Annotated in this window: 18 protein-coding genes and 1 riboswitch; of the genes, 14 read left to right on the forward strand and 4 right to left on the reverse strand. The window is 41.1% G+C overall.

Features of this window, described 5'->3' with window-relative positions; translation table 11 throughout:
• Positions 1-43: 43 nt before the first annotated feature.
• Positions 44-2,380, forward strand: a complete 2,337-nt coding sequence (locus tag CJ239_RS02250) for an endonuclease MutS2 (protein WP_102210393.1) — start codon at positions 44-46, stop codon at positions 2,378-2,380.
• 50 nt (positions 2,381-2,430) lie between these two features.
• Here CJ239_RS02250 and CJ239_RS02255 read toward each other — a convergent pair whose 3' ends face one another.
• A complete protein-coding gene (locus CJ239_RS02255; protein WP_102210394.1) occupies positions 2,431-3,360 on the reverse strand; it encodes a helix-turn-helix transcriptional regulator in 930 nt (309 codons plus the stop codon).
• Positions 3,361-3,857: 497 nt separating this feature from the next.
• On the opposite strand from CJ239_RS02255, the gene CJ239_RS11975 reads away from it, so the two are divergent.
• From CJ239_RS11975 to CJ239_RS02285, 6 genes are all read left to right on the forward strand, one after another.
• Positions 3,858-4,661 (forward strand): hypothetical protein, encoded by an 804-nt coding sequence (locus CJ239_RS11975; RefSeq protein WP_374703782.1) that lies wholly within the window; start codon positions 3,858-3,860, stop codon positions 4,659-4,661.
• 26 nt (positions 4,662-4,687) lie between these two features.
• Positions 4,688-5,704, forward strand: a complete 1,017-nt coding sequence (locus CJ239_RS02265) for an endo-beta-N-acetylglucosaminidase (RefSeq protein WP_180958187.1) — start codon at positions 4,688-4,690, stop codon at positions 5,702-5,704.
• A 141-nt stretch (positions 5,705-5,845) separates the two neighbouring features.
• Entirely contained in the window at positions 5,846-7,393 is a 1,548-nt protein-coding gene (locus CJ239_RS02270; protein ID WP_102210396.1) for a DUF6287 domain-containing protein, read from the forward strand.
• Positions 7,394-7,593: 200 nt separating this feature from the next.
• A riboswitch (glycine riboswitch) is annotated at positions 7,594-7,682 on the forward strand.
• Between the two features lie 90 nt (positions 7,683-7,772).
• Positions 7,773-9,095 (forward strand): sodium:alanine symporter family protein, encoded by a 1,323-nt coding sequence (locus CJ239_RS02275; protein WP_102210397.1) that lies wholly within the window; start codon positions 7,773-7,775, stop codon positions 9,093-9,095.
• 133 nt (positions 9,096-9,228) lie between these two features.
• On the forward strand, positions 9,229-9,777 hold the full coding sequence (locus CJ239_RS02280) for a carboxymuconolactone decarboxylase family protein (RefSeq protein WP_084889803.1): 549 nt from the start codon (positions 9,229-9,231) through the stop codon (positions 9,775-9,777).
• Positions 9,778-9,888: 111 nt separating this feature from the next.
• Positions 9,889-10,788 (forward strand): TDT family transporter, encoded by a 900-nt coding sequence (locus tag CJ239_RS02285; protein WP_102210398.1) that lies wholly within the window; start codon positions 9,889-9,891, stop codon positions 10,786-10,788.
• A gap of 24 nt (positions 10,789-10,812) precedes the next feature.
• Here the strand turns inward: CJ239_RS02285 and serS are convergent, their stop codons facing one another.
• The 3 genes from serS to CJ239_RS02300 all read right to left on the reverse strand — a co-directional run bounded on the left by serS (position 10,813) and on the right by CJ239_RS02300 (position 14,039).
• On the reverse strand, positions 10,813-12,087 hold the full coding sequence (serS, locus tag CJ239_RS02290) for a serine--tRNA ligase (protein ID WP_102210399.1): 1,275 nt from the start codon (positions 12,085-12,087) through the stop codon (positions 10,813-10,815).
• A 213-nt stretch (positions 12,088-12,300) separates the two neighbouring features.
• The gene (locus CJ239_RS02295; protein WP_000079345.1) at positions 12,301-12,672 is read right to left on the reverse strand and encodes a DUF956 family protein; all 372 of its coding nucleotides are present in this window, start codon (positions 12,670-12,672) and stop codon (positions 12,301-12,303) included.
• Positions 12,673-12,674: 2 nt separating this feature from the next.
• Complete coding sequence (locus CJ239_RS02300) at positions 12,675-14,039, reverse strand: aspartate kinase (RefSeq protein ID WP_102210400.1); 1,365 nt, start codon at positions 14,037-14,039, stop codon at positions 12,675-12,677.
• 211 nt (positions 14,040-14,250) lie between these two features.
• Here CJ239_RS02300 and CJ239_RS02305 point away from each other — a divergent pair, with 211 nt between their 5' ends.
• From CJ239_RS02305 to fabG, 7 genes are all read left to right on the forward strand, one after another.
• Entirely contained in the window at positions 14,251-15,036 is a 786-nt protein-coding gene (locus CJ239_RS02305; protein WP_102210401.1) for an enoyl-CoA hydratase, read from the forward strand.
• A gap of 92 nt (positions 15,037-15,128) precedes the next feature.
• Positions 15,129-15,563, forward strand: a complete 435-nt coding sequence (locus tag CJ239_RS02310) for a MarR family winged helix-turn-helix transcriptional regulator (protein ID WP_000386351.1) — start codon at positions 15,129-15,131, stop codon at positions 15,561-15,563.
• Positions 15,563-16,537, forward strand: coding sequence for a beta-ketoacyl-ACP synthase III (locus CJ239_RS02315; protein WP_102210402.1), 975 nt, complete (start codon positions 15,563-15,565; stop codon positions 16,535-16,537). The genes CJ239_RS02310 and CJ239_RS02315 overlap by 1 nt, the downstream gene beginning before the upstream one ends.
• 58 nt (positions 16,538-16,595) lie before the next feature.
• Complete coding sequence (locus tag CJ239_RS02320) at positions 16,596-16,820, forward strand: acyl carrier protein (protein WP_000257838.1); 225 nt, start codon at positions 16,596-16,598, stop codon at positions 16,818-16,820.
• Between the two features lie 222 nt (positions 16,821-17,042).
• Positions 17,043-18,017: an enoyl-[acyl-carrier-protein] reductase FabK gene (gene fabK / locus CJ239_RS02330; RefSeq protein WP_033684213.1), complete on the forward strand. Its 975-nt coding sequence runs from the start codon at positions 17,043-17,045 to the stop codon at positions 18,015-18,017.
• Positions 18,010-18,933 (forward strand): ACP S-malonyltransferase, encoded by a 924-nt coding sequence (gene fabD / locus CJ239_RS02335; protein WP_102210403.1) that lies wholly within the window; start codon positions 18,010-18,012, stop codon positions 18,931-18,933. The genes fabK and fabD overlap by 8 nt, the downstream gene beginning before the upstream one ends.
• A gap of 40 nt (positions 18,934-18,973) precedes the next feature.
• Positions 18,974-19,705, forward strand: coding sequence for a 3-oxoacyl-[acyl-carrier-protein] reductase (fabG, locus tag CJ239_RS02340; RefSeq protein ID WP_102210404.1), 732 nt, complete (start codon positions 18,974-18,976; stop codon positions 19,703-19,705).
• Positions 19,706-19,708: the final 3 nt, after the last annotated feature.

A 19,708-nucleotide genomic window follows, 5' to 3' on the forward strand; every position in this document is an offset into this window, starting at 1 on the left:
TTGAGTATACCACATCTAGACATTCAAAGACAAGGAAATAAAGATGAACAAGAAAATATTAGAAACATTAGAGTTCAATAAGGTCAAGGCCTTGTTTGAACCTCATTTGTTGACCGAGCAGGGCTTGGAGCAATTGAGACAGCTGGCTCCAACTGCTAAGGCAGATAAAATCAAACAGGCTTTTGCTGAGATGAAGGAAATGCAGGCTCTTTTTGTCGAGCAACCGCATTTTACCATTCTCGCAACCAAGGAAATTGCAGGAGTCTGCAAGCGTTTGGAGATGGGAGCAGACCTCAATATCGAGGAGTTCCTCCTCTTGAAGCGCGTGCTTCTTTCTAGCCGAGAACTGCAAAGTTTTTATGTCAATCTGGAAAATATCAATTTGGAAGAATTAGCCCTCTGGTTTGAGAAATTACATGATTTTCCGCAATTACAAGGAAACTTACAGGCCTTTAATGATGCAGGTTTCATTGAAAATTTCGCCAGTGAAGAATTGGCGCGCATCCGTCGAAAAATCCATGATAGCGAGAGTCAGGTCCGCGATGTCTTGCAAGATTTGCTCAAGCAAAAAGGGCAGATGTTGACAGAAGGGATTGTTGCCAGTAGAAATGGCCGTCAGGTTTTACCAGTCAAGAATACCTATCGCAATAAGATTGCAGGTGTTGTTCATGATATTTCTGCTAGTGGAAACACCGTCTATATCGAACCCCGTGAGGTGGTCAAACTGAGTGAAGAGATTGCTAGTTTGCGAGCAGATGAGCGCTATGAAATGCTTCGCATTCTCCAAGAAATTTCTGAGCGTGTCCGCCCTCATGCGGCTGAGATTGCCAACGATGCTTGGATTATCGGTCATCTGGACTTGATTCGTGCCAAAGTTCGTTTTATCCAAGAGAAGCAAGCAGTCGTGCCTCAGCTATCAGAAAATCAAGAGATTCAACTGCTCCATGTCTGCCATCCTTTGGTCAAAAATGCCGTCGCAAATGATGTCCATTTTGGCCAAGATTTAACAGCTATTGTCATTACAGGTCCCAATACTGGTGGGAAGACCATCATGCTTAAAACTCTGGGATTGACGCAGGTTATGGCCCAGTCTGGTTTGCCGATTTTAGCAGACAAGGGAAGTCGTGTGGGTATTTTTGAAGAAATTTTTGCTGATATTGGAGATGAGCAGTCTATTGAGCAGAGCTTGTCTACCTTCTCTAGCCACATGACCAATATCGTGGATATTCTTGGCAAGGTCAACCAGCATTCACTCTTACTCTTGGATGAGTTGGGGGCTGGTACAGATCCCCAAGAGGGAGCCGCCCTTGCCATGGCTATTCTGGAGGACCTTCGCCTGCGTCAAGTCAAGACTATGGCGACGACCCACTATCCGGAACTAAAGGCCTACGGTATTGAGACAGCCTTTGTGCAAAATGCCAGCATGGAGTTTGATACTGCAACTCTTCGCCCGACCTATCGCTTTATGCAGGGTGTTCCTGGCCGAAGCAATGCTTTTGAAATTGCTAAACGTTTAGGACTATCTGAAGTTATCGTAGGGGATGCCAGTCAGCAGGTCGATCAAGATAATGATGTCAATCGGATTATTGAGCAACTGGAAGAGCAGACGCTGGAAAGCCGTAAACGCTTGGACAATATCCGTGAGGTGGAGCAAGAAAATCTCAAGATGAACCGTGCTCTCAAAAAACTTTACAACGAGCTTAATCGTGAAAAGGAAATCGAGCTTAATAAGGCGCGTGAACAGGCTGCTGAGATTGTGGACATGGCCCTAAGTGAGAGTGACCAGATTCTTAAAAATCTTCACAGTAAATCGCAACTCAAACCTCATGAAATCATTGAAGCCAAGGCCAAGCTGAAAAAATTGGCTCCTGAAAAAGTGGATTTGTCCAAAAACAAGGTCCTTCAAAAGGCCAAGAAAAAACGGGCTCCAAATGTGGGAGATGATATCGTGGTTCTCAGTTATGGACAGCGTGGTACCTTGACCAGTCAACTCAAAGATGGCCGCTGGGAAGCCCAAGTCGGTTTAATCAAGATGACCTTGGAAGAAAAAGAATTTGACCTCGTTCAGGCTCAGCAAGAAAAGCAAGTCAAGAAGAAACAGGTCAATGTTGTGAAACGAACTTCTGGGCGAGGACCTCAAGCCAGACTGGATCTTCGAGGCAAACGTTATGAAGAAGCCATGAATGAGTTAGATGCCTTTATCGACCAAGCCCTGCTTAACAATATGGCGCAAGTTGATATCATCCATGGTATCGGAACAGGAGTCATCCGTGAAGGTGTCACTAAATACCTACAAAGAAACAAACATGTCAAGAGTTTCGGCTATGCCCCACAAAATGCTGGAGGTAGTGGTGCAACTATTGTGATTTTTAAAGGATAAGAAAAGCCTGAGGAATATAGATGATTCCTCAAGCTTTTTTTATTTCTAGCCTAGACATCTAAAGGTTGCCCAGTGTGATTGAGTTGTGTGACAGTTGCAAAGAAGTCCTCTCTCATTCGTGTCAAAAGTTGATTTGGATAAATTTTTTCAAAGTTATCGAGACTAGCAAAAATGTGTTTAGCAAGTTCTAGACCTCTGACATCATCTTGTCGGAGAAAATTATTAGCCCGTTCCATGGAAAGATTAATCATTTCTGTCATCTTGGTACTCAGTAGAGGGAAAGTATTAATCACTTCCAGAGTCTTCACCGCTAAATTCTCAGCCTTATCATAGTAGCCATTGACAGAGTAATGCTTGATAGCAGTTCTTAAGCAGGCAATATAGTAGTCAGCGGTACGGATTGAATGGTATTCAGTCTGTTTTTTTAGAGTATCTAATAAGTGGTAGAGCCTGTAATCTAAAAATTCGATTGAAAAGTGAGGAAGGATAGATGAAAAGATATTGACCTCAATTTTATTCCAATCGTCCAATTCACTCAGATAGTTCTTGATATATTCTAGTTCTTGATAATCTTTTGGAGTCAGAAAAGAATCGCCGATGATGTTTGCGATAGCAAATTTATTGACTACACGATTGGCAATCACATAGTGTTCAGCTATTCCAGGATTTTCCAAGGGTTGATTAATCAAGCTAAGGATCTTTTTAAATTCACGCTTATAGGCTAAATCAGCAACCTGAGCCTGTAATTTATGAAATTCAGTTGGGAACATTTGCGTTTTGAGACTATCAAAGGTCTCCTTATCAATTCCAATATTAGACAGAATCTCTTCAAATTTTTGAATGGTTATTCGAGATTTCCCTTGTTCAAACTGACGTAAAAAGTGAGGAGTCACCGTTGTACCAGCAGCTTCCTTCTGTGTAAATCCTCTCTCCTCACGAATAGCCTTATAGACTAATCCATAAACACTTTCATCTTGCATCCTAAATCTCCTCAAGTCCTTTTTTCCATTCTATCATAATTCTACCAGTTTTTAAGGGAATTTTTAGAAAAAAGTAAATATAGTTACGCTTTTTCGGGGGGGGGGGGTAATTGTTCAATAAAGGTAAATATAAATACGCTTTTCGTAAATAAGGTAAATAGCATGCTATACTGTAACCGTAAACAATAAAATTTTAAAGGAGATTTTTGATGATGAAGTCAAAAACAGTTTTAGTAACCAGCCTAGTGACTGCAACATTTGGATTGGTCTCTCTTGTGGACACAGCAGGAGTTCTCCCTTTTTCAGCACAAACGGTGCAGGCTGACACAACCCAGGCTTTTCTTGATGTAAAAGCAGAGGTGCTTGGGGATAAGCATCTTGTCTTAAAAATTAAGGCGACTCCTTTTTTGGAAGAGCCTGAAGATATCGTTCCCACGTTATTTAGTGCCGATACACATGAACAAGTTTGGGGCTATAGAGGTCCAGAATTTGGTGAAGTGAGCAAAGAGAAAGGGCTTGAGAAAGATTTTTATTATGTACCTTCTAAGCATGTAAGTGTTAATAAGTTTGAAAAGTTACCAGATGGGAAGTATTACTTTGAATTTAGCCATCAGTATCTAAGGGGTCAAAAGTTTTTAGGAAGGTCAAATCTTATTACTGTTAAAGATGGAAAATATGTAAAAGATGAAGCAAGTTTAACTACACAGCCAGCAGAGAGTTCTAAGCCAGTAGAGAATTCTAAACTGGTTGATAATGCACAAGCTGTAGAAAGTACAAAATCAGTTGGAAATTCTAAAACTAATCAAAGTCCAAAATCAACTTCTAATAGGGTTCAATCTGGTTGGTCAGGTTCATCCTACTACCAGAATGGCACTAAAGTCACTAGTAAGTGGATTTTCGATAAAAACTATAATTCCTACTTCTACCTAGATGCTTCAGGTAACTTTGTCCAAAATTCTTGGGTAGGAAACTATTACCTTAAATCAGGTGGTTACATGGCTAAGAGTGAGTGGATTTTTGATAAGAACTATGGTGCCTACTATTATCTAACGTCTGAGGGAAGCTATTCTTACAGTACTTGGGTTGATAGTTATTATGTTAAATCAAATGGCAAGATGGCTACAAAAGAGTGGATTTTTGATAAGAACTATGATTCATACTACTACTTAACATCAGAAGGAAGCTATGCTCGTAACACATGGGTAGGTGACTACTATCTCAAATCAAATGGTAAGATGGCAGTCAACGAACGTACCCCAGATGGTTATCAAGTGGATGAATCAGGTAAGTGGATTAAATAAAAAACTATAACATGGAGGAAAATAACATGAACAAAAAGAAATTATTAGTATGTGCTTTGGCACTTTCAACAGTCGGAGTATTGTCAACAATTGACACAGCAGGAGTTCTACCTTTTTCAGCGCAAACAGTGCATGCAGAAATTACCAAAATTGAAAATCATAAGGTGGACTATAAAATTACACCAGGTTCAGAAAATAAAAGTATCTATGTGGATATGACTGTTGAAAATGTACCTGTAAAATATTCTGTATATATATATGCAGATATTGTAAATGCAAAGACAGGTCAAATTCCTAGAAAAGATACTTTCAATCAAGGATTTGATAAATCATCTGTTCCGATTACAAAGCAAGATTGGACTAATTTTGCAAATGTTCCAGATGGTGAATATTACTTACAATTTCATGGAGAAAGTAAAGAAGGAGATATCTTGCATAAGTTTAGTGGTAGATCAGCGACATTCACTGTTAAGAATCAAAAATATGTCAATCCTCTAGACCCTTCAACTCCTAAAGAAACAGAAAAACCAAAACCAACTGAAGCTCCAAAACAAACTACTAACTCTACCTCAGGTCAGACTGGTTGGTCAGGTTCCTCTTACTACAAAGCTGGTGTTAAAGTAGTTAATCAATGGATTTTTGATGTTCAGTACAATTCATACTTCTACCTAAATGCTTCAGGTAACTTTGTTCAAAATGCTTGGTCAGGCAACTACTACCTCAAATCAGGTGGCTACATGGCTAAGAGCGAGTGGATTTATGACAATAACTATAAATCATACTATTACTTGACAGCAGAGGGTAGCTATGCGCGTAATGCTTGGGCTGGAAGTTACTACCTCAAATCAGATGGTAAAATGGCTAAGAGTGAGTGGATCTATGATAGTAGCTACCAATCTTACTATTACCTAACATCAGAAGGAAGCTATGCTCGTAACACATGGGTAGGTGACTACTATCTCAAGTCAAATGGTAAGATGGCAGTCAACGAACGTACCCCAGATGGTTACCAAGTAGATAGTTCAGGTAAGTGGGTTCGCTAGAATGATAGCTTGTGAGAAATGGCCTTATAACAAATAAATAGAAATAGAAAACAATTTGCGAATAGGTAACATTTTGATACACTAAAAATAGCGAAAGGAATTGGCATAGGCTGGTTCCTTTCTCTTAGATAAGGGAGTAATATGAAAAAGTTAATATTAGCCACAACACTTTCACTGACTCTATGTTTAGGAGGCTGTCAGTATCTACCTTGGAATAAAAGCGCGGAACCAGCATCCGAGGAAGTAGCAAGTCCAGAGATAGATTACAGTTACTATAATAAAGTTTTGGATGACTATGAAAAAGTAGCGAAAGGCACCTTGCCGACAGGTATGGATGTCAATCCTCTGGCTAGTCAAGTAAAGTCTTCTCAAGGCTTTTATACAGATGTGGTTTACCACAAGACGGATTTGAATAATGATGGAGTAGATGAACTTTTACTTGCTCTTGAAATGAAGAGCGGCGAAAAGAGTTTACTGGATATCCGTACTTTGAAAGATGGGAAGGTGATTCGTCTAACCAATCAAGAAAATCGTTTAGACCAGATTGGTGAGAGAATGACGGTTGCTATCTTGCCAGACAATTCCCTGCTCTATCGTGGAGCTGGTACAGCAACGAGTCACATCTATGCCCACTACCAATTTAGTGAAGACGGACAGTCTTTGGTAAAGGGTAAGGAGGCTCAGGAACTAGCGGATATTGGGGTCGCTTCTCCCATTTCTCTAGAGACTTTAAGCTGGAAGTCTGTTTCAGATAAGATTCCTGGAGGGGCAAGTGCAGATAAGGGGAAGTCAAGTGCAGATTACAGTCCTTATAATAGCATTTTGAAGGATTATGAATTTCTTCTAGACCATAAATCAGAAGTTAAGGATAATATCAATCTAACTGCTAATATCTATGCAGGGATGGCAGAACGCAGTCAAGCCTTTACCTATGCAATGGTTGATATGGATAAAAATGGCATTGATGAATTGATTGTATCTTCGAAAAATGGTAGTGAGATTTTAGATATTTTTACACTCAAAGATCAGAAAGTCATTCGCCTCACCAATGCTGAAAATAAAATGCAGATGCTTGGAACACGCTTTAAGGCCTATCTATTAGAAAATGGTAATCTCTATACCCAGTGGAATCCGTTCGCAGGAGATCCACAGACCATTCATACCATTTGGAAGTTGAATAGTAGTGGGGACAAACTAGAGAAGGTTAAAGAAGCTAAGACAGAGGATGAAGTCAGTCCTGGTGCTCGAATGAATCTATCTAGTCTGACTTGGAAATCTGTAACAGAAAAATTTGCTGCAACAGCATCTTCATCAAATCAAAATACTTCTGGGGAAATGGATATAAATGCCATAAAAAATGGAGATTTCTCTAGTATTGAGGGAAAATGGAGTAATGGTCATGGAGGAGAAGACTTAGTCTTTAGTAAAGATGGCTTGATAGCGCCAGAGGGATTTAAAGTTGACCTTGCAGAATCGGAATTGGTAAATGGTTTGTTGATAGCTCGCTATTCGGCCAAAGATTTTGGAGTCTTTATTAAGTTTGTACCAGCAGGTGTTAGAATACCGGATGGGACATCTATGGGTAAGGTGGTCACGGATGCTTCGGATATTAGTAAAGATCGAATCATCTTCCATGCTGCATTTCCGCTACATGGCGATCCAGAACAATTCTTATATCGTGTAGACTAGGAGTGAAACAGATTCATTTAATTAACAGCACCTCACGCACATGGGAATGCTCAATCTTTCTTTTACAGAGTCAAATAAGATTTTTCCAAAAAACATTGACAAAAGCCAACATTTTTTGTAAAATAAGAATCAATTAAATACCAACACCGAATGAAGTTTAATAGAAGTGGCAAATCGTTTGATTTTCCATGACTGTAAATGGACGGAACTCTGGAGAGACCGTAAAGGCACCGAAGGGGCAAGGCAGGCAACTGCTCAAACTCTCAGGTAAAAGGACAGAGCTAGGATAGACCGCTTTTTAGCATTTATCTAAGCATTCCAGAGTACATGTATCTTGCATGTGCTCTTTCTTTTGGGGTTGAAAAGATAGGAGAATAGAATGTTAGAATTGCTTAAATCAATTGATGCTTTTGCTTGGGGACCACCCCTCTTGATTTTATTGGTTGGGACAGGGATTTACCTAACTGCTCGTCTAGGACTCTTGCAGGTTTTGCGTCTCTCTAAGGCCTTTCAGCTTATTTTTATCAAGGATAAGGGGCATGGGGATGTATCCAGTTTTGCGGCCTTGTGTACAGCCCTGGCAGCGACAGTTGGTACGGGAAATATTATCGGGGTGGCGACAGCTATCAAGGTCGGTGGACCAGGAGCTCTCTTTTGGATGTGGATGGCGGCTTTCTTTGGAATGGCAACCAAGTATGCGGAAGGTTTATTAGCTATTAAATACAGGACTAAAGACGATAACGGTGCTGTTGCAGGAGGTCCCATGCACTATATACTTTTGGGTATGGGAGAAAAGTGGCGACCACTTGCCATCTTTTTTGCTATCGCAGGTGTCTTAGTAGCTTTGTTGGGAATCGGAACCTTCACTCAAGTGAACTCGATAACAGAATCTATCCAAAATACAACGACTATTTCGCCAGCTATCACGGCTCTTGTTTTGTCTGTCTTAGTAGCGATTGCCGTTTTTGGCGGGCTTAAGTCCATTTCAAAGGTTTCAACTGCTGTTGTTCCTTTTATGGCTATCATCTATATTTTGGGAACACTTACAGTTATTTTCTTTAATATTGGAAAACTCCCTGCCACAATTACTTTAATCTTAACATCAGCTTTTAGTCCTGTTGCTGCGGTAGGTGGATTTGCTGGTGCTAGCATTCGGATGGCTATCCAAAATGGTGTTGCGCGTGGTGTGTTTTCAAACGAATCTGGTCTGGGTTCTGCTCCCATTGCAGCTGCTGCAGCTAAGACAAATGAACCAGTAGAGCAAGGTTTGATTTCCATGACAGGAACCTTTATTGATACCCTCATCATTTGTACTCTAACTGGTTTGACCATCTTGGTAACTGGAGTATGGAATAGTGACTTGAATGGAGTGGCTTTGACTCAGTCAGCCTTCTCAACAGTCTTTTCACACTTTGGGCCTGCCCTCTTGACCATCTTCCTTGTACTCTTTGCCTTTACGACGATTCTAGGTTGGAACTACTATGGAGAACGCTGTTTCGAGTTCCTCTTTGGTGTTCGTTTCATCTGGCTTTACCGTGTGGTTTTTGTACTCATGGTCTTGTTGGGAGGATTTATCGAGTTGGATATGGTTTGGATTATCGCAGATATCGTCAATGCCTTGATGGCTCTGCCAAACTTGATTGCCCTCTTAGTTTTATCACCAGTCGTCATTGCTGAGACTAAAAAGTATTTTGATAAATAATGAAATCACACAGATTGTGTGGTTTTTTTTACTTTCATAAAGAATTTTTATCAGTGCAATTTAAAATATATATTATGCAAGGTATAGAATCTGTGATAGACTAGGTTTCAACAAAATGAAAAGAGGTTTTATGATGACAACATTTACAATCCATACAGTAGAATCAGCACCAGCAGAAGTGAAAGAAGTTCTTGAAACAGTAGAAAAAGACAACAATGGCTTTATTCCCAATCTAATCGGACTCTTGGCTAATGCACCTACTGCCCTAGAAGCCTACAGAACTGTCGGAGCTATCAACCGTCGCAATAGTCTGACACCTGTTGAGCGTGAAGTGGTGCAAATCACGGCAGCCGTAACTAATGGTTGTGCCTTCTGCGTCGCAGGTCACACAGCTTTTTCCATTAAACAAATCCAGATGAACGATGACCTTCTTCAAGCCCTCCGCAATCGTACTCCGATTGAAACAGATCCTAAATTGGACACCCTAGCTAAGTTTACCTTGGCCGTCATCAATACCAAGGGTCGTGTAGGAGATGAAGCCCTGGCTGAATTTCTAGAAGCTGGATACACCCAACAAAATGCCTTGGATGTGGTTCTTGGTGTCAGCCTAGCAAGTCTTTGTAACTATGCCAACAATCTAGCCAATACACCCATTAACCCAGAATTGCAACCTTATGCTTAATCCTTATCTGAGTAAAAAATGAAGTCTGAAATAATAGGACTTCGTTTTTTTAAGTCCTCATTTAAGCGCTTTTATGCTATACTGAAACTAACATGATTATTGGAGGTTAGGATGAAAAAACTCCCCTTAGTATTTTCAGGTTGTTTGCTAGGTTTGGCAGGAGCTGGAAATCTTATTTTAGATACGTTGCCGGTTCTGTCACATCTTTTTAGTCTGACAGGTTTGATTTTGTGGATGTACTTTCTACTTCTGCATCTCTTTAATTGGAAGAAAACTAAACAAGAATTGACCAAGCCTCCTCTTTTGTCAGGAATGGCCACCTTTCCCATGGCTGGGATGATTTTATCGACTTATGTCTTTCGCGTCTTCCCTCATTTTCCTTTGGTTGCGCAAGGACTCTGGTGGTTTTCATTTCTCTTGGATTTGGCTTTGATTGCTGGTTTCACCATCAAGTTTGCTTGTCCGGGTCGGAGGGTTCATGCCACTCCAAGCTGGACGGTACTTTATGTGGGGATAGCAGTAGCAGCCTTGACCTATCCTCTTGTAGGCATCATCAAAATTGCCTATGCGACCTTGAGTTTTGGATTTCTCTTGACCTTCTATCTCTATCCGCTTATTTATAGCGATTTAAAGAAACATCCACTCCCACTAGCCATGCTTGGACAAGAAGGGATTTACTGTGCTCCTTTCTCTCTACTCTTGGCTTCTCTAGTTCGGGTTGGAGGTGCCAGCCTACCGACTTGGCTCTTGATTGCCATGATTTTGGCTTCTCAATCCTTCTTTTTCTTTGTTTTGACTCGCCTGCCCAATATTTTAAAACAAGGTTTTCAACCAGCCTTCTCAGCCCTCACCTTCCCAACCATTATCACAGCTACTTCGCTCAAGATGGCTCAGGGAATCTTGAAACTTCCATTTCTGGATTATCTGATACTGGCTGAAACCGCTATTTGCTTAATTATTTTACTCTTTGTATTAGGCGCTTATCTGATTTGGTTACGAAAAAAGGTCTAGCTAGAAATAGCTAAACCTTATTTTTTATGGTTTGATAACTTCAGCTACACCCATGTATGGACGAAGAACTTCTGGGATGGTCACAGAACCATCTTCATTTTGGTAGTTTTCAAGAATTGCAGCTACTGTACGTCCAACTGCAAGTCCAGAACCATTCAAGGTATGGAGCAATTTCACCTTGCCATCAGCTTCATCACGGTAACGGATTTGAGCACGACGGGCTTGGAAATCTTCTGTGTTTGAACAGCTTGAGATTTCACGGTAATTGTTTTGTGCTGGAATCCAAACTTCCAAGTCGTAAGTCTTGGCAGCTGAGAAGCCCATATCTCCAGTAGAGAGAGCAACGACACGGTATGGAAGGTTAAGTTTTTGAAGGATATTTTCAGCGTTGGCTGTCATTTTTTCCAATTCTTCGTAAGATTCTTCTGGTTTGGCAAATTTGACCATTTCAACCTTGTGGAATTGGTGCAAACGAATCAAGCCACGAGTATCACGACCAGCAGAACCAGCCTCAGAACGGAATGAAGGACTCATAGCAGTGAAGTAGATTGGGAGGTCTTTACCGTCCAAGATTTCATCACGGTAGTAGTTTGTCAGAGGAACTTCAGCTGTAGGAATAAGGACATAATTACTGTCGCTCAATTCAAAAGTATCTTCCTTGAATTTTGGATATTGACCAGTACCAAACATAGAATCGTGGTTAACCATGTAAGGTGTGATGACTTCCGTATAGCCTTCCTTGCCATGCTCGTCCAACATAAAGTTGTATAGAGCACGTTCCAAACGAGCACCGAGCCCTTTATAGAAGAGGAAGCGAGCGCCTGTTACTTTACCACCGCGTTCCCAGTCAAGAATACCAAGGTCTTCACCAAGATCCCAGTGGGCTTTTGGCTCGAAGTCAAACTCGCGTGGAGTCCCCCAACGGCGAACTTCCACATTGTCGTCTTCGTCAACCCCAACAGGAACGCTGTCAGCTGGGATGTTTGGAAGAGTAGTAGTAAATTCTGTCAATTTAGCATCGATTTCTGCCAATTCAGCATCCAAGGCTTTGACCTCAGCAGATAGATTTTGCATGGCAGCAATCTTGTCATCTGCATTTTCCTTGTTGCGTTTGGCTTGAGCAATCTCAGCAGAAACTGTGTTACGTTCTGCTTTGAGAGTTTCAACCTTGACCAAGATGTCACGACGTTTAGCATCGATTTCTTTCATCTCGTTTAAGATAGCAGCATCTACACCACGTGTAGCCAATTTTTCTGCGACAGCATCAAAGTCTGTACGAATGCGTTTGATATCTAACATAAGAACTCCTTTATGAAAAAAGCACACCTGACAAAGCGTTGGAGTGACAGGGCCACGGTTCCATCCAACTTCACAGGTGTGCACTTGATTGTGTATGTAATTTTGAATAACGGTAGAATTTCACCTATCCCTCCTATCTGCTCGCAGCACCCGCAGACTTTCTGAAAGAAGAAGATAACCTACTTATCCGTTGCTATGATTATACTAAAGTTTCTACTTTTTTGCAAATAGATTTTTAAATTTTTGACCAATGGTCTGAATCAAAGTAGGAAGTTTGACAACCTTGTCATTGCCCAGTTTTTCGCGAGCAATTTTGAGAATGGCACCTGAGTCTTTTGAAGCAAAAAGGAATTTTCCTCTGTCTGTAAAGACTTCGAAGTGGCGACTGATTTTGCGACCAGTGACATTGGCCCCAATTTGGTTGATATGGTCCCAAGGAATCTGGATAAATTGTTCGACATTGACATCTGGGTAAAATTCCAGAGCCTGATCTCCGACCAGGAATTTTCCAACTTTCCCAGCTATAGAGAGGTAGGAAGTGCCTGTCGTATTGAGGAGCACTGTTTTGTTAAGTGATTGAGCCATGATTAGTCTTCCTTACTTTCGCCGAAAAAGGCATTGTAGAGCGCTTTAATTGCTGCTTTTTCTTGGTCTTTATTGACAACAAACATGATAGAAACTTCACTAGAACCTTGAGACATCATCTGGATATTGATCTTGTTTTCAGATAGAGCACGTGTCGCAGTAGCAGTTACTCCGATATGACTCTTCATTTTTTCTCCAACAATCATAATGATTGAAAGGTCGTGTTCGATTTCTGCATGGTCGACTTCAGCTTTTTGAACTAACTGACGCAGGATTTCTTCTTCCTTGATAGGAGTTAGTTCACGAGAACGGAGAATAATTGAAAGATCGTCGATACCAGTTGGCATATGTTCCCAACCGATGTTGAGGTCTTCAAGGATTTGCAGAACCTTGCGACCAAATCCAATCTCGCGGTTCATGAGGTATTTAGACATGTTGATGCTGACAAAGTCAGAATCACCGGCAATCCCCACAACTGGGAATTCATCACTACTGTGTTTTAGAACGATACGAGTACCTGGATGGTCAGGGTTGTTGGTATTTTTGATAACAAGGGGGATTTTTCCGCGGTAGGCAGGAAGAAGGGCTTCGTCATGAAGAACTGAGAATCCTGCATAGGCCAATTCACGCATTTCACGGTAGGTTAACTCAGGGATCGAGTGTGGTTGGTGGATAATACCAGGGTGGGCTGCAAAGATACCATCAACATCCGTAAAGTTTTCATAGAGGTCAGCCTTAACCCCTGCAGCAATGATAGAACCTGTAATGTCTGATCCTCCACGTGAGAAGGTACAGATTTGATTTTCTTTGGTAACTCCAAAGAAACCAGGAATGACAAGAACTTCATTTGTATTTGTCAATTCTTCAATCTTGTCATAACTTGATGGAATGATGCGAGCATGGCCAGGTTCACTTGTGACCACAATCCCAGCTTCTCTAGGATGAACATAGCGTGCATCGATACCGTTTTGGTTAAAATAGGCAGCGATTAATTTAGCATTGTTATTTTCACCAGCTGCTAGGAAAGTATCGTAGAGAAATTTATTTTCATCAATAGGAAGAGTGGCCAAGGCGCGAATGCTTTTTGAAATTTTCTCTAGAACAGCTGGTTTTAGTCCTAATTCACTAACCATGGCAGCATAGCGGTCGATAATCCAGTTTTGACTCTTACTAATATCGTTACCAGCAACATAGTCGCGGTAGTATTTAATCAAGGCATCCGTAACCTTAGTATCTTCGGCATTGCGTTTACCAGGCGCAGAAACAACTACAAAACGGCGTTCTGGATCGCTTTTAACGATGTTTAAAACTTTTTCTAATTGACCAGCAGAGGCAAGAGAGCTACCTCCAAATTTAATAACTTTCATAAGAACTCCTAAAGTAAGTATTTTATACGATTATAGCAGAAAGAAAGCCTTTTTTCAATGAAGAAAATAAGCTATTTTACAGGGAAAGATAAGGAATCTAAAATCGGCTGAGACACTTATTACATTCTTATTCTTGCTTTTTAAGAGTAAAAAAGATATACTTTGATAATAAAATGATTTAACTTGCATATAAAAATAAAAAGGAGCCCAGATGGAACATATTATTTATCAGCTTGAAGAGGATTTGGCAATCATTACGTTAAACCGTCCTGATGTCGCTAATGGTTTCCATATTCCCATGTGTGAGGAAATTTTAGAAGCCTTGACTCTGGCGGAAGAGGATCCAGCTGTGCATTTTATCTTGATCAATGCGAATGGCAAAGTCTTCTCAGTTGGAGGAGATCTAGTAGAGATGAAGCGTGCAGTAGATGAGGATGATATTCCATCATTGACGAAAATTGCAGAACTAGTTAATGCTATTTCTTATAAAATCAAGCAAATTGCAAAGCCTGTTTTGATGGAAGTTGATGGGGCTGTTGCAGGTGCTGCAGCGAATATGGCTGTGGCCGCAGATTTCTGTTTAGCGACCGATAAGGCTAAATTTATCCAAGCCTTTGTTGGAGTTGGTTTGGCTCCAGATGCAGGAGGAATTCATCTCTTGAGCCGAAGTATTGGTGTGACGCGTGCTGCTCAACTAGCCATGACAGGAGAGGCTTTGACAGCAGAAAAAGCTCTAGAGTGGGGTGTGGTTTACCGTATTTCGGAAGCTGATAAGTTAGAAAAAACCAGAGAACAGCTTCTTAAAAAATTAAGACGTGGTTCAAGCAATTCCTATGCTGCCATCAAGAAGTTGGTTTGGGAGAGCCAATTTAAAGATTGGCAAGATTATGCTGTTTTAGAACTGCATCTACAGGAATCACTGGCCAAAACAGAGGATTTCAAAGAGGGAGTTCGGGCTCATTCGGAGAGAAGAAGACCTAAATTTACAGGAAAATAAAAAAATACTTGCGCCATTCTTTGAAGTTTGATATAATTCTTTTGTCAAATGTTTTGATTGTAAAAGTTTTTTGAGAAGGAGGGAAAGAAAGATTGGACTACCAACGAATTAATGAATATTTAACATCTATATTTAACAATGTCCTCGTCATTGAGGAAGTTAGCTTGAGAGGTAGTCGTTTCAAGGATATCTCCATCAAAGAAATGCATACGATTGATGTGATTGGGAAATTCCCAGACGTGACACCAAGTCAAGTGTCGAAAGAGTTGATGGTGACTCTTGGGACAGTTACGACTAGTTTGAATAATCTCGAACGCAAGGGTTACATTGAACGCATTCGTTCAGAACATGATCGTCGTGTGGTGCATCTGCATTTGACAAAGAAAGGTCGCTTGGTTCATAGGCTACATAAACGCTTCCACAAGGCCATGGTTGAAAAAATCATTGATGGTATGAGTAAGCAAGAAATTGAGGTTATGAGCAAAGGTTTGACCAATCTTTATCAATTTTTGGAGGATTTGAGATAATGGCTTTTGCAAAAATAAGCCAGGTTGCTCATTATGTGCCAGAGCAAGTGGTTACAAATCATGATTTGGCTCAGATTATGGATACCAATGATGAGTGGATTTCAAGTCGGACGGGAATACGACAAAGGCATATTTCAAGAACAGAATCTACTAGTGATTTGGCTACAGAGGTTGCTAAGAAACTGATGGCAAAAGCTGGAATCACAGGGGAGGAGTTGGATTTTATCATCCTAGCTACCATTACTCCAGATTCGATGATGCCCTCTACAGCTGCTCGTATCCAAGCTAATATTGGTGCTAATAAGGCCTTTGCTTTTGACCTAACAGCTGCTTGCAGTGGATTTGTATTTGCTCTTTCAACTGCTGAAAAGTTTATCGCTTCTGGTCGCTTTCAAAAAGGCTTGGTGATTGGCAGTGAAACCCTCTCTAAAGCAGTCGATTGGTCGGATCGATCAACAGCTGTTTTGTTTGGAGATGGTGCTGGTGGAGTCTTGCTAGAAGCTAGCGAGCAAGAGTATTTCTTAGCTGAGAGTCTCAATAGTGATGGAAGTCGCAGCGAGTGTCTGACCTATGGACATTCAGGTCTACATTCTCCATTTTCAAATCAAGAAAATGCAGATTCATTTTTGAAGATGGATGGACGCGCAGTCTTTGATTTTGCCATTCGAGATGTAGCTAAGTCTATCAAACAGACCATTGAAGAATCTCCTGTAGAGGCGACAGACTTGGATTATCTGCTACTTCATCAGGCTAATGACCGTATTTTAGATAAGATGGCTAGAAAAATCGGTGTCGACCGAGACAAACTTCCAGCCAATATGATGGAATATGGTAATACCAGTGCAGCCAGTATCCCGATTTTACTTTCAGAGTGTGTAGAACAAGGCCTCATTCGTTTAGATGGTAGTCAGACTGTTCTGCTATCAGGCTTCGGTGGAGGCTTGACCTGGGGCACACTCATTCTTACAATTTAGGTAATCATGTGGTGAACACATTGTTATAAAAAACTATTTATTTTAAAGGAGTCCTATCATGGCAGTATTTGAAAAAGTACAAGAAATTATCGTTGAAGAACTTGGGAAAGACGCATCAGAAGTAACACTTGAATCAACTTTTGATGATTTGGATGCAGATTCATTGGACTTGTTCCAAGTAATCTCAGAAATCGAAGATGCTTTTGATATCCAAATCGAAGCAGAAGATGACTTGAAAACAGTTGGTGACTTGGTTGCCTACGTTGAAGAGCAAACAAAATAATACTCAATGAAAATCAAAGAGCAAACTAGGAAGCTAGCCGCAGGCTGTACTTGAGTACGGCAAGGTGACGCTGACGTGGTTTGAATTTGATTTTTGAAGAGTATAAGCAGAATATAGATAGAAGGAGTAGGGAAACCCGCTCCCTCTTGTTTAGGCAATAGTTTGATTTTCAAATTATGACGATATCGAACTATTACGTAAGCAAGAAACGATGGAGGCACTATGAAAACGCGTATTACAGAATTATTGAACATTGATTATCCTATTTTCCAAGGAGGGATGGCCTGGGTTGCTGATGGTGATTTAGCAGGGGCTGTTTCCAAGGCTGGAGGACTAGGGATTATCGGTGGGGGAAATGCCCCTAAAGAAGTTGTCAAGGCAAATATTGATAAAATCAAATCATTGACTGATAAACCCTTCGGTGTCAACATCATGCTCTTGTCTCCCTTTGTGGAAGATATTGTAGACCTCGTTATCGAGGAAGGTGTTAAGGTAGTGACAACAGGAGCAGGAAATCCAAGCAAATACATGGAACGATTTCATGCTGCTGGTATAACAGTTATTCCTGTTGTGCCAAGTGTTGCCCTAGCTAAACGCATGGAAAAAATAGGTGCGGACGCTGTCATTGCAGAAGGAATGGAAGCTGGGGGACATATTGGGAAATTAACAACCATGACCTTGGTGCGTCAGGTTGCTGCTGCTGTATCTATTCCTGTTATTGCTGCAGGAGGGATTGCGGATGGTGAAGGTGCTGCGGCTGGCTTTATGCTAGGTGCAGAGGCTGTTCAGGTTGGAACTCGTTTTGTCGTTGCAAAAGAGTCTAATGCTCATCCAAATTATAAGGCGAAAATTTTAAAAGCTAGAGATATTGATACTACGATTTCAGCTCAACACTTTGGACATGCTGTTCGTGCGATTAAAAATCAGTTGACTCGTGATTTTGAACAAGCTGAAAAAGATGCCTTTAAACAAGAAAATCCAGATTTGGAAATTTTTGAACAAATGGGAGCAGGTGCTCTAGCCAAAGCGGTTGTTCACGGAGATGTGGATGGTGGCTCTGTCATGGCAGGTCAAATTGCGGGGCTTGTTTCCAAAGAAGAAACCGTTGAAGAAATCCTAAAAGATTTATACTACGGAGCAGCTAAGAAAATTCAAGAAGAAGCCTCTCGTTGGGCAGGAGTTGTAAGAAATGACTAAAACAGCCTTTTTATTTGCTGGCCAAGGTGCCCAGTATCTAGGTATGGGACGGGATCTCTATGATCAGTATCCGATTGTCCAAGAAACGATTAATCAAGCGAGTCAGGTACTCGGTTATGATTTGCGTCATCTAATTGATACGGAAGAAGAAAAACTCAATCAGACCCGCTATACGCAACCAGCTATTTTAGCAACTTCAGTTGCTATCTATCGTTTATTGCAAGAAAAGGGCTATCAGCCTGATATGGTTGCTGGTTTATCCCTTGGAGAATACTCTGCCTTGGTGGCCAGTGGAGCCTTGGATTTTGAAGATGCGGTAGCCTTGGTTGCTAAGCGTGGAGCCTATATGGAAGAAGCGGCTCCTGCTGGCTCTGGCAAGATGGTCGCAGTTCTCAATACGCCAGTAGAGGTCATTGAAGAAGCATGTCAAAAAGCTTCTGAACTTGGAGTGGTTACTCCAGCCAACTATAATACACCTGCACAAATCGTCATTGGTGGAGAAGTAGTTGCAGTTGACCGAGCTGTTGAACTCTTGCAAGAAGCAGGTGCCAAACGCTTGATTCCTCTCAAGGTGTCAGGTCCCTTTCATACCGCTCTCCTTGAGCCTGCTAGCCAGAAACTGGCTGAAACACTAGCTCAGGTAAACTTTTCAGATTTCACTTGTCCCCTAGTCGGCAATACAGAAGCTACAGTTATGAAAAAAGAAGACATTGTTCAACTTTTGACGCGTCAGGTTAAGGAGCCAGTTCGTTTCTATGAAAGCATTGCAGTTATGCAAGAAGCAGGCGTAACCAACTTTATAGAGATTGGCCCAGGGAAAGTCTTGTCAGGCTTTGTTAAAAAGATTGATAAGACGGCTAAACTAGCCAATGTTGAAGATCAGGAGAGTTTGGAAACCTTGCTAGAAAATGAGTAATCCCTTCTCCCATAAATACAGGAGGAAACAGGAGAAAAGAATGCAACTAAAAAATAAAAATATCTTTATTACAGGTTCGAGTCGTGGAATTGGTCTTGCCGTCGCCCACAAGTTTGCTCAAGCAGGAGCCAACATTGTCTTAAACAGCCGTGGGGCAATCTCAGAGGACTTGCTAGCCGAGTTTTCAAACTATGGTGTCAAGGTAGTTCCCATTTCAGGAGATGTATCAGATTTTGTAGACGCTAAACGTATGGTTGAGCAAGCTATTGCAGAGCTAGGTTCAGTAGATGTTTTGGTCAACAATGCAGGAATTACCCAAGACACCCTCATGCTCAAGATGACAGAGGCGGATTTTGAAAAAGTGCTCAAGGTTAATCTGACTGGTGCCTTTAACATGACACAATCAGTCTTGAAACCGATGATGAAAGCCAGAGAAGGTGCTATCATTAATATGTCTAGTGTAGTTGGTTTGATGGGAAATATCGGTCAAGCTAACTATGCAGCTTCTAAGGCTGGTTTGATTGGTTTTACCAAGTCTGTGGCGCGTGAAGTGGCCAATCGCAATATCAGGGTTAATGCTATTGCACCTGGAATGATTGAGTCCGATATGACAGCTGTTCTATCAGACAAGGTAAAAGATGCCATGCTGGCGCAAATTCCCATGAAAGAATTTGGGCAGGCAGAGCAGGTTGCAGATTTGACAGTATTTTTAGCAGGACAAGATTATCTAACTGGTCAAGTAGTTGCCATTGATGGTGGCTTAAGTATGTAGCAG

This window comes from Streptococcus sp. UMB0029 (assembly GCF_002871495.1).
Taxonomy (GTDB): Bacteria; Bacillota; Bacilli; order Lactobacillales; family Streptococcaceae; genus Streptococcus.